The following is a 13,373-nucleotide window of genomic DNA, read 5'->3' on the forward strand; positions in this document are numbered from 1 at the left end:
TCATTGTTCGGCAGCGGGTTTCTGCCACACGCCTTCGCGCTCGAGCATCTTTGTGGCGGCCACCTGTTCGGCGGCGCGCTTGGAACGGTCCACGCCGGTTTCCGGCGCCACGCCGGTTACCTCGACGGTCACCGTGAAACGGGGATCATGATCCGGTCCGGAGCGTTCGTCGACCCTGTAGGCGGGCGTCAGGCCGAATTTCGCATGCGCCCATTCCTGCAGCTCCGTCTTGGCATCGCGCCGCGCGCCGTCGGCGCGGGTGGCGCGGGCTTCCCAATACCTGATGATGAAGCCGCGGGCAGCTTCCAGCCCGCCATCCAGATAGAGCGCGGCGATCAGGCTTTCGACCACGTCGGCGCGCACGTTCATCATCCGCTTGCCGGTCAGCTTCTTCACATCGGCGCCGGTGCGGATGAACCGGTGCAGTTCCAGTTCGTCGGCAACAACGGCGCAGCTATCGGCGCTGACAAGCTGGTTCAGACGCACCGAAAGCTCGCCCTCGGCGGCGGTGCGGAACGTCTTGAACAGCAGTTCGGCGACACAGAGGCCGAGCACCCGGTCGCCCAGGAATTCCAGCCGCTCGTAATTGGCACTCTTGGCGGACCCGGTGCTCGCATGGGTGAGCGCCCGGTCCAGCCATTGCTTGTCGGCGAATTCATGACCGATGGCTTTTTCAAGCTGGCCGCGTTCCTCCGCCGAAAGCGACTTTGACTTCATCACCGGACGACCTTGAAAATCCGATCCCAACGCATGTTCGTCGGCCACTTCCAGATTTCGCGGAACGAGGTGTCGTTGCCGAGCGAGAAGAAGATGACGCTGGCGCGGCCGACCAGGTTTTCGGCGGGCACGTAACCAACGTCGAAACGGCTATCGAGCGAGTTGTCGCGGTTGTCGCCCATGAAGAAATAATGATCCGCCGGAACCACGAATTCCTGAGTGTTGTCGCCGCGCGAAACCGGCGAATGGTCGAGCGTGTCATAGGTGACACCGTTGTCGAGCGTTTCGCGGAAAACCGGCACGTCGGTGCCCGGATCGAGGCTGTAATCGGAGGTAAAGGCGCCGTCGCCCTGTTTGGGGACCGGCTTGCCGTTGACGAACAGCACGCCGTTGGTGACCTGGACGCGGTCGCCCGGCAGGCCGATCAGGCGCTTGATATAGTCGACATCCGGATGGCTCGGCAGGCGGAAAACGATGACGTCGCCACGCTTCGGCTGGTTGAATTCCAGGATACGGCCGGAGAACAGATCGGGCGAGAACGGCAGCGAATATTTCGAATAACCATAGGCGAACTTGTTGACGAAGATATAATCGCCGACGAGCAGGGTCGGCATCATCGAGCCGGACGGGATGGTGAAAGGCTGGAAGAGTACGGTGCGGATCACCATCGCCAGCAGCAGAGCCTGGATGATGACCTTGATGTTTTCCCAGAGGCTGTTCTGCGACTTCGTCTCGGCTTTGTCGGACACGTTTGACGTCTTTCTGTTCGGCGCGGCTGTTGCCAGCGGTTTTGCGTTCTCTAAACCCTTCGCAAAGCGGCGGCAATGGTCGATTAGGCCGCGAGGCGGGCTTCGATCACCACAAAGGCCTGCGCATAAGGGTATTCGTCGGTGATCGTGATGTGAATAACCGCTTCGTGACCCGCCGGTATCATGCTCGAGAGACGTTCGGCGGCGCCGTTGGTGAGCACCATGGTCGGCCGCCCGCCGGGCAGGTTGACGACGCCCATGTCCTTCCAGAACACGCCGTGGGCAATGCCGGTGCCGAGCGCCTTGGAGCAGGCTTCCTTGGCGGCGAAACGTTTGGCATAGGAGGCGGCGCGGTTCTGGCGGCGATCGGATTTCGCCCGCTCGATCTCGGTGAAACAGCGATGGGTAAAACGCTCGCCAAACCTCTCGATGGATTTTTCCACGCGTCTTATGTCGATGAGGTCACTGCCCATGCCGATGATCATGAAATCTTCCTCACGGCGCCAGGCCGGTTCTCGTCAGTCTTTATACTGACTTGAGGGCTCCGGCCCGTGCCGTCAAGCGTTCCAGCCGCCGGTTGCGGAAACTGCGCACGCCCAGATAGGTGACCGCGTAGAAAACCAGACCGCACAGGATGCCCGGCGGCAGGGAGCCGATCAGCATCGGCTCGAGGATCGGCCGCCAGAGCTGCGAGAAATCGAGGTGGTGGAACAGTCGGCCGAGATCGAGATGGTCATGGCCGGAGGCTTCGTTGCCGAGCAGGGTCTCGCCGATCTTCCAGGTGAGCGGCCAGATGATCGGACAGGTGACGGGATTGGCAAACGTGGTGCCGAGGGCTGCGGCGATCATGCTGCCGCCGAAGAGATAGGCGAGCGGGATGGCAAACAGGATGTGGAGGCCAAGGAACGGCGTCCAGGCGCTGACCACGCCGATCGCAAGACCTGCCGCGACCGCATGCGGCGAGCCGCCGATGCGCATGACCTTCAGGCGATAATAATCGAGGACGCGGCGAAAGCCCTTGGGAGGCAGGACGGCACGGCGCAGTCTTTCACGAAATGCAAGCGGTGTACGGCGGCGAAACGGCATAGGGGCGCATCTGGTTCGGCAGCGGGATATTCATCCGTCGGCTGCGGGAATCTTCGATCGAACAGGCTTTAGCCCAAGCCGAAGATGATGGCGAAAATTTGCCCGTCTCGCATGAGACAAGGTTTTCGCGGAGGTGATCAGGCCTTCGGTCGCATCGAGGCGGCACGGGAAGACCCACATCTGCCGCGCGGCGATATTCCGCGCGAACGGGTGGCTGATCGGAACGTGTCGCTTAGAAGGACGACTTGCGGAACATGCCGCGGTCGACCTGGCGCATGCGGAATTCAAGGTCGATCCGGTCCTTGGATTCGTTCAGGTAGGCGACTTCACGGTCCTGGGTGGAGGGAACGCGGAAAGCGCGGGCGAACTTGCGTACTGAGTCAAACATGATGTTTTCTTTCTCTCTTATATTGCACTGCACCAATATATGACGCGGCATCGCGCTTTACCAACGCCGCAACTGCTGGTCAGCCCTGCGTGAGAAGCATGGCGGGTTAATCCGGATGCGCATGAAATAGGCGGACGGAGGAAGCCACCGGGAGCCGGGCTTCATCACCTAGCGTGAATCGAGAAAGCTCTATCGGCGTATTGGTGTCTTTTCCAGGCTGCTTTTCCTTGGCTAAATCACCTTCGGGATCGTCGGGCGTGACGGCCCGCAGAAATCAGGGAGGATGCCATGACTGATCAGAAGGTTTCGGTGAAGGAGATACGCCAGAACGAAAACCGCTTCCTGAGCTCCGACATCTTCGAATCCGGGCACTATGTCTTCCCGCGCCGCAACGGCGGAGGCGTTCTCCGGGAGGAGGCGCGCGACATTCCGGTCTATCATCGCTGCGACGTACTGGTCGTCGGCGGCGGGCCATCCGGAACCGCCGCAGCGCTCGCCGCTGCGCGAACCGGCGCGGAGGTCGTGGTGCTGGAGCGCTATAACCATCTCGGCGGGCTTTCCACCGGAGGCGTGGTGATCTGGATCGACCGGATGACCGACTGGGACGGGCGGCAGGTCATTCGCGGTTTTGCCGAGGAGGTTCTGGGCCGTCTTCCCCCTGAAGCCGTCGCCGGGCCGGACAAGAGCCTCTGGGGGCAGCGGGACGCGGATCTCGCAAAATACTGGCGGCTGCGCACTTCCGCCTTTCATGGGGTCGTCACCTGGGCGCCCACGATCGACCCTGAAAGACTGAAGCTGATCTCGCAGGAAATGCTGATCGAGGCGGGCGTGCGGATCGTCTTCCATTCCTGGGCAGCGACCCCGGTGGTCGAGGACGGCGCGGTAAAGGGCGTCATCTTCGAAAGCAAGGAGGGCCGCCAGGGGATCATGGCCAAGGTCGTGGTCGACTGCACCGGCGACGGCGATGTTTTTGCGCGCGCAGGAGCGAGTTTCGAGGCCGATATCGAGGAAGGCGACGTGCATCACTCGATGAATACCGGCTTCATGCTGGGCGGCGTGGACATGGAAACATGGCTGACATTCCGTGCCACCCAGGAACAGGCCTTTGCCGACTTCAACACGCTCGGGCGCGACGAGCTCGGCTTCTTCCAGACGCCCTATGTTTCCTGGCGCAACGACATCGCGCTGTTCCTCGGGCCGCGGCAATCGGGGCTTTCGGCGCTCAATGTCGACGACATGACCGAGGTCGAAATCCGCTCGCACCGGTTCATGCTGTCGCATTGCGAATTCTTCAGGAAACATGCGCCGGGTTTCAAGGACGCTTATATGCTGCTCAGCGCGCCGCAGCTCGGCGTCCGGCACACGCGGCGTCTGGCCGGCGCCGGCCGGGTCGAGCGCAGCCAGTGGCCGATCGGCGCCGTTCTGCCGGATGAAATCGGCGTCAGTCCCTCGGTCTCGCCGAAGTTTCCGGTGATCTCAGTACCCTACGGAGCGCTGGTGCCGGCAAGGCTGGACGGACTATTGGCCGCCGGGCGGCATATCTCCTGCGATGCCAATAGCCACGGTTTCATGCGCGAAATTCCGCAATGCTGGCTGACCGGACAGGCAGCGGGTGCCGCGGCGGGCATTGCGGCCAACCGTGGCGTGACACCGCGGAATGTAGACATTGCCGAGCTGCAGTCGACGTTGCGGGCTCAAGGCGCCTTCGTGCGGGATGCGAGCGAGGCGGCGGCGGCGAGCCAGGCAGAGACGGTGCAGGGCTGATCTCAGGTGAGCTCCTGGGCCAGCCCGATGAGAAGCCCTCCGGGCCCACGGATATAGCAAAGCCGATACACGTCCTGATAGTCGACGACCTCGCCTACGAGCTCAGCGCCGCGCGCGCGGAGCCTTTCAAGCGTCTCGCCGATGTCGTCCACGGTGAACATGACACGAAGGTAGCCGAGCGCGTTGACCGGGGCGTTCCGGTGATCTGCGACGACCGGCGGCGTGAGGAAGCGGGAGAGCTCGAGCCGGCTGTGGCCATCCGGTGTGCGCATCATGGCAATCTCGACGTGCTGATTGCCCAACCCGGTGACGCGCCCGGCCCATTCTCCTTCGATCGTCGCCCGCCCTTCGAGCTCAAGGCCGAGTTCGCGAAAGAAATCAATCGTCACGTCGAGGTCTTCGACGACGATTCCTACATTGTCCATCCGCTTCAGCGCCATGTTTCCAATCTCCGATGTATCGATTCACGCTACAAGGTGTTCGCCTCGTCTGACAAAAGACGTTCGGGGCACACCAATACCGACAGCCATCCGCGCTGAATCGGCCGTTTCCACATCAGAAGCTTGAATGAGGGCAACCTCGAACCTACGGCCCCTTTTCAAACGGTCTCTCAGTCATACACCCGCTTGACGTTCGCCACGCAGTCGAGATCCTTCAGCTGGCTCAACAGCTGGTTCAGCTGGCGCAGGTCCCAGACTTCCACTTCCATGGTGATCTCGGAAAAATCGGCCGCGCGGTTGCTGCCCATGGTCAGCGTGCGGATGTTGATGTCGAGATGGGCGATCGTCTGGGTGACGGTTGCGAGCGTGCCCGGCTCGTTCAGCGTGTTGACCTCGATGCGAGCAAGGAAGCGGGACTTGTTGGCCTCGTCCAGATCCCAGCGCACGTCGATCCAGCGTTCGGGCTGATCGTCGAACCGCTGCAGGGCAGACGCCTGGATCGGGTAGATGGTGATGCCCGTATCCTTTTCCATGATGCCGACGATGCGGTCGCCCGGTACTGCGCCGCTCGGCGCAAAACGTACCTGGAGATTGCCCGAAAGACCGCGGATCGGCAGCGGATCCGGGCCGGCTTCGACTTCCTCCGGCGAGACGCGACGCTGGTTCGGCAGTTTGAAGATCATGCCCGAGGCGCTGCGCATGTTGAACCAGCCGTCGTCGGCGGCGGGCTTCACGGTCACACGCTCGTCCTTGTAATCCGGGAAGACGGCGCGCAGCACGTCGAGCGACGAGAGTTCGCCCCGTCCGACCGCGGCGATCGCATCCTCGACATCCTTGTGGGCCAGTCGATGCAGCGCCGGCTTGAGCGTTTCGCGGGTAAACACCTTGCCGGCGCGCTCGAAAGTGCGCTCCAGGATACGATGGCCGAGGCCGGCATATTGCTTGCGGATCGCCATCCGCGTGGCCCGGCGGATCGCCGAACGGGCCTTGCCGGTGACGACGATCTCCTCCCAGGCAGCGGGCGGCACCTGCACGCCGGAGCGGATGATCTCCACCTCGTCGCCGTTGTTGAGCCTCGTCACCAGCGGCATGATGCGGCCGTTGATCTTGGCGCCGACCGTGGTGTTGCCGATATTGGTGTGGACCGCATAAGCAAAGTCGATCGGCGTGGCGCCGCGCGGCAGCGCGATCAGCTTGCCCTTCGGCGTGAAACAGAAGACCTGGTCCTGGAACAGTTCGAGCTTGGTATGTTCCAGGAATTCTTCCGGATTGTCGCCCTCGGCCAATGACTCGATGGTGTGGCGCAGCCAGGAATAGGCGTTGGACTCCTTCGGCAGCAGCTCCCCGCCCCTGCCGTCCTTGTAGAGCGCATGCGCGGCGATCCCGTATTCAGCGATTTCCTGCATCAGCTGGGTGCGGATCTGCAGCTCGATGCGCTGGCGGGACGGGCCGACGATGGTGGTATGGATCGAGCGGTAGTCGTTCTGCTTTGGGTTCGAGATATAATCCTTGAAACGGCCGGGTACGACGCGCCAGCGCGTATGGACGATGCCAAGCGCGCGGTAGCAGGATGGGATGTCGCCGACGACGATGCGGAAACCGTAGACGTCCGAAAGCTGCTCGAAGGAGAGCGACTTCGACTGCATCTTGCGAAACACCGAATAAGGCTTCTTCTGGCGACCCTTGACGAAGGCATCCTTGAGGCCGTTGGCGATCAGCAACTCGCGCAGCTCGTCCTCGATCTTCTTGATCAGGCCCTCGTTGCGGGCTTCAAGATCCGCCAGCCTCTGGGTAACGGTGTCGTAGGCCTCCGGATTCATGTAGCGGAAGGACAGTTCCTCCAGCTCGTCGCGCATGTCCTGCATGCCCATGCGGCCGGCAAGCGGCGCATAGATGTCCATGGTCTCTTCGGAAATGCGCGCCTTCTGCTCGGCCTTCATGTGCTCGAGCGTGCGCATGTTGTGCAGCCGGTCGGCGAGCTTGACGAGAAGGACGCGCACGTCGTCGGAAATGGCAAGCAGCAGCTTGCGCAGGTTTTCCGCCTGCTTGGCTTTCTTGGAAACGAGGTCGAGGCGCTTCAGCTTGGTGAGGCCTTCGACCAGCCGGCCGATATCCTCGCCGAACAGTTCGTCGATCTCGGCGCGGGTGGCGGTGGTGTCCTCGATCGTGTCGTGCAGCAGGGCAACCGCGATGGTCGACTCGTCGAGATGCATGTCGGTGAGGATGGCGGCGACTTCGAGCGGGTGGGAAATATAGGGGTCGCCGCTGGCGCGCTTCTGCTGACCATGCTTCTGCATGGCGTAAACATAGGCTTTGTTGAGCAGAGCTTCGTTGGCTTCGGGCTTGTATTTCTGAACCCGTTCCACCAGCTCGTATTGCCGCATCATCCTGAAAAATGTCCTCGATACCGCTTCAGTGCCTGCGAATGGGCACCGGACGAAAAGAAAATGGCGCGCCAACCGGAAAGGTTGGCGCAGCCATCATAAAACATTCAAGCAGATTAGGGCGAGAGAATGAACGAAAACTTGCTAAGCGGGTGTTTCGCTTAGTAATCGTCGCTCTTTTCCGGCGGCACGAGGCCTTCGATGCCGGCGAGCAGTTCTTCTTCCGACATCTGGTCGAAGGTGACGGTCTCTGGAGCGTCGTCTTCCTCGTCGCGATCGGAGGCAACGGCAACGCCGCCGGCAGCAATCAGCGAAGCTGGATCGGGCTCGGGCTCGTCGACTTCGACATGCTTCTGCAGCGAATGGATAAGGTCTTCCTTGAGGTCGTCCGGCGAAAGCGTCTCGTCGGCGATTTCGCGAAGAGCGACGACAGGATTCTTGTCATTGTCGCGGTCGATGGTGATCGAAGCGCCCTGCGAGATCTGGCGGGCGCGGTGGCTCGCGAGCAGGACCAGTTCGAACCGGTTGTCGACTTTGTCAATGCAATCTTCTACTGTGACACGGGCCATTGCCTGTCCTTTGATCAGTGATTTTCGGAATTGATACGCCCGATACAGGCATTGCGCGGCAAATTCAAGTTTTTCCTGATAATTGACTTTCGGCAAGTGAGGCCACGCCTTCTGGGGGTGCCGGCGAAATTCAACCCCAAGCTGCTTGGATTATTGCGAATCGTGCCATAAATGACAGTTATATGAATAGTTCGTAATGTAGTGGATTATTCCGGAGATTTGGCTCGGCTTATATTGACCAGGCCTCCACCTGCCAAGCAGGTTCATAAGAAAAGGGGATGGAGACCATATGTTTGACCCAAGGGAGAAGATTGCTCTCTTCATAGACGGCGCAAATCTTTACGCTGCTTCGAAAAGCCTCGGTTTCGACATCGATTACCGGAAATTGCTCAAGGCCTTTCAAAAGCGCGGTTATCTTCTTCGCGCCTATTATTACACCGCCCTGATTGAGGACCAGGAATATTCCTCCATCCGCCCGCTGATCGACTGGCTCGACTACAACGGATACAAGGTCGTCACCAAGCCGGCCAAGGAATTTACCGACAGCATGGGCCGCCGCAAGATCAAGGGCAACATGGATATCGAACTTGCGATCGATGCCATGGAGCAGTCGGAAACCGTCGACCATCTGGTGCTGTTTTCCGGCGACGGCGACTTCACCACGCTGGTCGAGGCCCTGCAGCGGAAAGGCCGGAAGGTTTCCGTGGTTTCGACCATGGCGACCCAACCGCCGATGATCGCAGACGACCTGCGCCGGCAGGCCGACCACTTCATCGACCTGGTGTCGCTGAAGGCCGAAGTCGGTCGGGATCCGTCCGAACGCCCGGCCCGTCCGGCGGAATCGACCGAAGCCGCCGATCTCTGATCCGGCCCTTTGCCCGGATCGCTATCCGGCATATCAAGAGAAGAATAGGCGCCCGTTTTTCGGCGGCGCCTTTTTTCGTTCTGGGATAGAAGGGCTTCATGCTTTTCGAACGCCCTTCCGATGATCTTCTTTACGACGCGCTGGTCGCCCGCGACGCCTCCTATGAGGGTTTTGCCTGGGCGGCGGTGAAGACGACCGGCATTTTCTGCCGCCTCACCTGTCCGGCCCGCAAGCCGAAGCGGGAAAACACCAGTTTCTTCGAGACGATTGCCGAATGCCTGGAGGCCGGCTTCAGGCCCTGCAGCCGTTGCCGGCCGATGCTCAAGCTCGGCGAGGCGGATCCGATGGTGACGCGGCTGCTTTCGGCGCTCGATACGGAGCCTTTCCGTCGCTGGAGCGAGGAGGATGTCGTTTCTCTCGGCATCGACCCCTCCACCGCCCGGCGTGCCTTCAAGCGGCAGTTCGGCATGAGTTTTCTGGAGATCGCCAGGCTCAGGCGTATGGGCAAGGCGGCGGAAACGCTAAAGGAAGGGGCGAGCGTTCTCGATGCGCAGCTCGACGCCGGTTACGAATCCGGCAGCGGCTTTCGCAGCGCCGTGACGAAGCTGTTCGGTGCGGCGCCCGCCAACCTGCGGACCAAGGCGCTGCTCAGGGCTGACTGGATCGAAACGCCCATCGGGCCGATGATGGCGATCGCCGACCAGCATTCGCTGCACCTCCTCGAATTCGCCGAGCGCAAGGCGCTGCCGGCGGAAATCAGGAAACTGCAAAAGTTCACCGGTAGCGGCATCGTCATGGGGCGCCATTCGCCGATCGATCAGATCGAAGAGGAGCTGAAGGCCTATTTCGCCGGCGAGGACCGGGGCTTCAAGACACGGATTGCCGGACACGGATCGCCGTTCCAGCGGCAGGTCTGGGAGGCATTGCGAGCAATCCCGGCCGGCGTCTCCACCACCTATGGGGCGGTCGCTGCGGAACTCAACCTCTCCTCCTCCACCCGCGCGGTGGCGGGCGCCAACGGCGCCAACCAGATCGCCATCGTCATCCCCTGCCACCGGCTGATCGGCGCCGACGGCAGCCTCACCGGTTACGGCGGCGGGCTGTGGCGCAAGCGCTGGTTGCTGGAGCATGAGCGGAGGATGGTGATGAGGACCAGCTAGCTAAGTTCGCGGTATTGCGGATGCGACCCCCCTCTGCCCTGCCGGGCATCTCCCCCACAAGGAGGGAGATTACAAGTGGGATGACCGCCGCTCCCAACGTTCGTGGCAGAGGGTGAGACCTCAGAGAGAGCCCTGAGCACGCCGCCAGCCGATCTCCCCCTTGTGGGGGGAGATGCCCGGCAGGGCAGAGGGGGGTGGCGGCGCCCACCAATCTCACGTCGATGCCGGCTCGCGCATCTGAAGCCCTTCCGCCGAAGACCGCTTCGCCTTCCGCGCCCGAAACACCGCCTCGACAACCAGCGACAGCGGCAGGCCGATGAAGAACGGGATAAAGAAATAGATGACCCGGAAGGCGACCAGCGAGCCGATCGAGGCCTGGTCCCCCATGACGTGGCGAACAGTCGCTTCCAGCACGCCAAGACCGCCCGGGGCGTGGGTGATCAATATCGCCAGGTTGGCGAGCACGAAGGCGGTCGCCGCCTTGAGATAGCTGACATCCGCCGTGGCGCCCATGACCTCGCGCAGGCAGGCGGAGACCATTGCGAAATTGATCGTGCCGATCACCACTTGGGCTATAGCGATCTTCAGCGTCGGCATCTCGAAGGTCCATGCGCGGATTTTGAGCGGCGTGCGGACGAAGGCGGCGAGCGCCAGGTAACCGGCTGTGGCGGCAAGGCAGGCAAAACCGATCGCGATGATCACGGTTTCGCTCAGGCCCAACACCGAAGCGGCATCCTTCGGATTGATGACCATAACGATGCCCGACAGCACGGCCATGCCGATACCGACGGTAACGCCCGACAGCAGAACGATCTTCGCCACGTCCTCGGCGCTCATGCCCCAATGCGCATAATAGCGGTAGCGCAGCGCGCCGCTGCTCAACCCTGAAAGACCAACGCTCTGGCCGATCGACAGCGCGATGAACGAGGCAAGTCCGATCTTCGGATAGGAGAGATCGTTCTTCACATAACGCACGCCGGCCCAGTCGAAGCCCGAAAGGCAGAGATAGGAACCGAAGGCAAAAAGGAGTGCCATCAGGAGGTTGAAGGTGGGGATGGCGCGGACGGATTCGACGATGTCGGAAACCGAGTATTCGCGAAAGGTGTGATACAGGAGATAACCGGCGGCACTGACGCCGATCACCAGCATGCCATAGGTCAGGATTTTCTTTCGCGTCATTGCCCCGTTGCCTATTGCCCGCTCGCGCTCAGAGATGAAAAACGAACGGGCGAAGGTGGATTTTGTTCCTAGGGCGGGATTTTACAGTCGCTCGATGATCCGCGAAAAGGCGGGATCGTCGGGATTATATCCGCGCGCAGGGCTGCGAAAGCCCGCATCGGTCTCGGTCAGATCGCTGATATCGTCGACATGAAACAGACGCCACCCGGTACCCGTTCCGGCAATCTGCCAGGCGCTGAGGGCAAGAGCGCCCTCGCCGACATAACCGAGGATATGCGGCCGCACCCTGCGCTTTACGTCCTTGTAGCGGAGTTCGATAATCCGCCGCCGCTCGATCGCATCGATGATGATATCCGGATAATTTGTCTTCCGCACGAGAACTCCCTGGTGTCTCCCTTAACGGCCGGGAGGCAGGGAAGTTCACGATCGATATACGGCGAAAATGGCTTCGGCGGGATCTGCGCGGTTGATCAGTTCGACTTCAACAGCCGCGACTTCTGGCGGTTCCAGTCGCGTTCCTTCTCGGTCTCGCGCTTGTCGTGCAGCTTTTTGCCCTTGGCGAGCGCGAGTTCGAGCTTGGCGCGGCCCTTTTCGTTGAAATAGATCTTCAACGGCACCAGCGTCATGCCCTCACGATTGATGCCAACGCGCAGGCGGTTAATCTCGCGCTTCGACAGAAGAAGCTTGCGGCGGCGGCGCGGTTCGTGATTGAAACGGTTGGCCTGCAGGTATTCCGGCAGATGCGAGTTGATCAGCCAAATTTCATTGCCCTCGTCCGATGCGTAGGATTCGGCAATGTTGGCCTTGCCTTCGCGCAAAGACTTGACCTCGGTTCCGGTCAGGACCAAGCCGGCCTCATAGGTATCCAGGATTTCATAGTTGTAGCGGGCCTTGCGGTTCTCCGCGACAATCTTGTTGACCGTGCGCTGGCTGCCTTTGGGGGCCATGGGATTAACTTCCGTTCCGCCCTTTTTATTCGAAAACAAATCCCCGCCCATGGGCGATGAGCGGGGTTCCTTCAGCTATGTAATGCGGCGGATGCCGAAAGTGAAGCGGCGAGCGCTGACGTCTCTCAGTTCAGCAGCCCGGCATGGCGCAGCGCGGAGTCGATCGCCGCCTCGGTTGCCGGCTCCAGCGTCGAGACCAGCGGCGAGCGCACCGTGCGGTTCATGCCGCGGGTCCTGTGAAGGCCGTATTTGGCGCCGCAGAGGCCGGGTTCCAGGAAGATCGCCTTGTGCAGCGGCATCAGGCGGTCCTGGTATTCAAGCGCCTTGGCATAATCGCCGGCAAGCGTCGCTGCCTGGAATTCCGCACAGAGGCGCGGCGCGACATTGGCCGTCACCGAAATGCAGCCGACGCCGCCATGGGCATTGAAGCCGAGCGCTGTCGCATCCTCCCCCGAGAGCTGCACGAAATCATTGCCGCAGGTGATGCGCTGTTCCGAGACACGCTCGATCTTGCCGGTCGCATCCTTGACGCCGACGATGTTTCGGTGCGCTTTCACCAATGCGCCCATCGTTTCCGGCGACATGTCGATAACCGAACGCGGCGGGATGTTGTAGATGATGATCGGCAGCTTGGTCGCTTGGGCGATCGCCGAGAAATGGGCGATCAGGCCCTTCTGGGTCGGCTTGTTGTAATAGGGCGTCACGACGAGGACGGCATCGGCGCCTGCCTTTTCGGCGTGCACGGCCAGCTCGACGGCTTCACGCGTGTTGTTGGAGCCGGCGCCGGCGATCACGGGAACCCGCTTTCTGGCCACTTCGATACAGAGTTCCACGACGCGCTTGTGCTCGTCATGGCTGAGCGTCGGCGATTCACCGGTGGTGCCGACCGGCACCAGTCCGCTGCTGCCTTCGACGATCTGCCAATCCACATGCGCGGCAAAAGCCTGCTCATCCACTGCGCCATCGGCCGTGAACGGGGTAACCAGGGCGGGCATCGATCCCTTGAACATGCAATACTCCCAGTCGGCAACGTTCATTCTGCTGCCGCAATCCATGACTATGAGGGACGTTCAGGACATTTGGACGGGCAGCGACGCAGCCGATCTTTTCCAGAAAGCCTCTCAG

The 13,373-nt window shown here is 61.3% G+C and carries 15 protein-coding genes; 3 read left to right on the plus strand and 12 right to left on the minus strand.

Features of this window, described 5'->3' with window-relative positions; all coding sequences use genetic code 11:
* The 5 genes from rnc to AC1DLT_RS23185 form a co-directional block, all read right to left on the minus strand.
* Positions 1-717 carry a ribonuclease III gene (gene rnc / locus AC1DLT_RS23165; RefSeq protein ID WP_477488311.1) on the minus strand — a complete coding sequence of 239 codons (717 nt, stop codon included), beginning with the start codon at positions 715-717 and terminating at the stop codon, positions 1-3.
* A complete protein-coding gene (lepB, locus tag AC1DLT_RS23170) occupies positions 717-1,466 on the minus strand; it encodes a signal peptidase I (protein WP_038541486.1) in 750 nt (249 codons plus the stop codon). The genes rnc and lepB overlap by 1 nt, the downstream gene beginning before the upstream one ends.
* Positions 1,467-1,549: 83 nt before the next feature.
* Positions 1,550-1,951, minus strand: coding sequence for a holo-ACP synthase (gene acpS, locus AC1DLT_RS23175; RefSeq protein WP_477488312.1), 402 nt, complete (start codon positions 1,949-1,951; stop codon positions 1,550-1,552).
* Between the two features lie 40 nt (positions 1,952-1,991).
* Positions 1,992-2,552 carry a DUF2062 domain-containing protein gene (locus AC1DLT_RS23180; RefSeq protein ID WP_046600223.1) on the minus strand — a complete coding sequence of 187 codons (561 nt, stop codon included), beginning with the start codon at positions 2,550-2,552 and terminating at the stop codon, positions 1,992-1,994.
* A gap of 232 nt (positions 2,553-2,784) precedes the next feature.
* Positions 2,785-2,940 (minus strand): DUF3563 family protein, encoded by a 156-nt coding sequence (locus tag AC1DLT_RS23185; protein ID WP_065814410.1) that lies wholly within the window; start codon positions 2,938-2,940, stop codon positions 2,785-2,787.
* 288 nt (positions 2,941-3,228) lie between these two features.
* On the opposite strand from AC1DLT_RS23185, the gene AC1DLT_RS23190 reads away from it, so the two are divergent.
* Positions 3,229-4,704 carry an FAD-dependent oxidoreductase gene (locus AC1DLT_RS23190; protein WP_477488313.1) on the plus strand — a complete coding sequence of 492 codons (1,476 nt, stop codon included), beginning with the start codon at positions 3,229-3,231 and terminating at the stop codon, positions 4,702-4,704.
* Positions 4,705-4,706: 2 nt separating this feature from the next.
* Here the strand turns inward: AC1DLT_RS23190 and AC1DLT_RS23195 are convergent, their stop codons facing one another.
* The 3 genes from AC1DLT_RS23195 to rpoZ form a co-directional block, all read right to left on the minus strand.
* Complete coding sequence (locus AC1DLT_RS23195; RefSeq protein ID WP_038541475.1) at positions 4,707-5,144, minus strand: VOC family protein; 438 nt, start codon at positions 5,142-5,144, stop codon at positions 4,707-4,709.
* Positions 5,145-5,314: 170 nt separating this feature from the next.
* On the minus strand, positions 5,315-7,531 hold the full coding sequence (locus AC1DLT_RS23200; protein WP_038541471.1) for a RelA/SpoT family protein: 2,217 nt from the start codon (positions 7,529-7,531) through the stop codon (positions 5,315-5,317).
* A 158-nt stretch (positions 7,532-7,689) separates the two neighbouring features.
* A complete protein-coding gene (gene rpoZ / locus AC1DLT_RS23205) occupies positions 7,690-8,097 on the minus strand; it encodes a DNA-directed RNA polymerase subunit omega (RefSeq protein ID WP_037080919.1) in 408 nt (135 codons plus the stop codon).
* Between the two features lie 289 nt (positions 8,098-8,386).
* On the opposite strand from rpoZ, the gene AC1DLT_RS23210 reads away from it, so the two are divergent.
* Together AC1DLT_RS23210 and AC1DLT_RS23215 are read left to right on the plus strand one after the other, a co-directional pair.
* The gene (locus AC1DLT_RS23210; protein ID WP_038585174.1) at positions 8,387-8,962 is read left to right on the plus strand and encodes a LabA-like NYN domain-containing protein; all 576 of its coding nucleotides are present in this window, start codon (positions 8,387-8,389) and stop codon (positions 8,960-8,962) included.
* Positions 8,963-9,060: 98 nt separating this feature from the next.
* Positions 9,061-10,122: a bifunctional transcriptional activator/DNA repair enzyme AdaA gene (locus AC1DLT_RS23215; protein WP_477488314.1), complete on the plus strand. Its 1,062-nt coding sequence runs from the start codon at positions 9,061-9,063 to the stop codon at positions 10,120-10,122.
* Between the two features lie 213 nt (positions 10,123-10,335).
* Here the strand turns inward: AC1DLT_RS23215 and AC1DLT_RS23220 are convergent, their stop codons facing one another.
* The 4 genes from AC1DLT_RS23220 to dapA form a co-directional block, all read right to left on the minus strand.
* Positions 10,336-11,301 (minus strand): lysylphosphatidylglycerol synthase transmembrane domain-containing protein, encoded by a 966-nt coding sequence (locus AC1DLT_RS23220; RefSeq protein WP_477488315.1) that lies wholly within the window; start codon positions 11,299-11,301, stop codon positions 10,336-10,338.
* Between the two features lie 81 nt (positions 11,302-11,382).
* Positions 11,383-11,676 carry a WYL domain-containing protein gene (locus AC1DLT_RS23225; protein WP_477488316.1) on the minus strand — a complete coding sequence of 98 codons (294 nt, stop codon included), beginning with the start codon at positions 11,674-11,676 and terminating at the stop codon, positions 11,383-11,385.
* A gap of 95 nt (positions 11,677-11,771) precedes the next feature.
* Positions 11,772-12,248, minus strand: coding sequence for an SsrA-binding protein SmpB (smpB, locus tag AC1DLT_RS23230; protein ID WP_105402852.1), 477 nt, complete (start codon positions 12,246-12,248; stop codon positions 11,772-11,774).
* A gap of 125 nt (positions 12,249-12,373) precedes the next feature.
* Positions 12,374-13,258 (minus strand): 4-hydroxy-tetrahydrodipicolinate synthase, encoded by an 885-nt coding sequence (gene dapA, locus AC1DLT_RS23235; protein WP_477488317.1) that lies wholly within the window; start codon positions 13,256-13,258, stop codon positions 12,374-12,376.
* Positions 13,259-13,373 lie beyond the last annotated feature (115 nt).

This window comes from Neorhizobium sp. 05N33, from assembly GCF_056397445.1.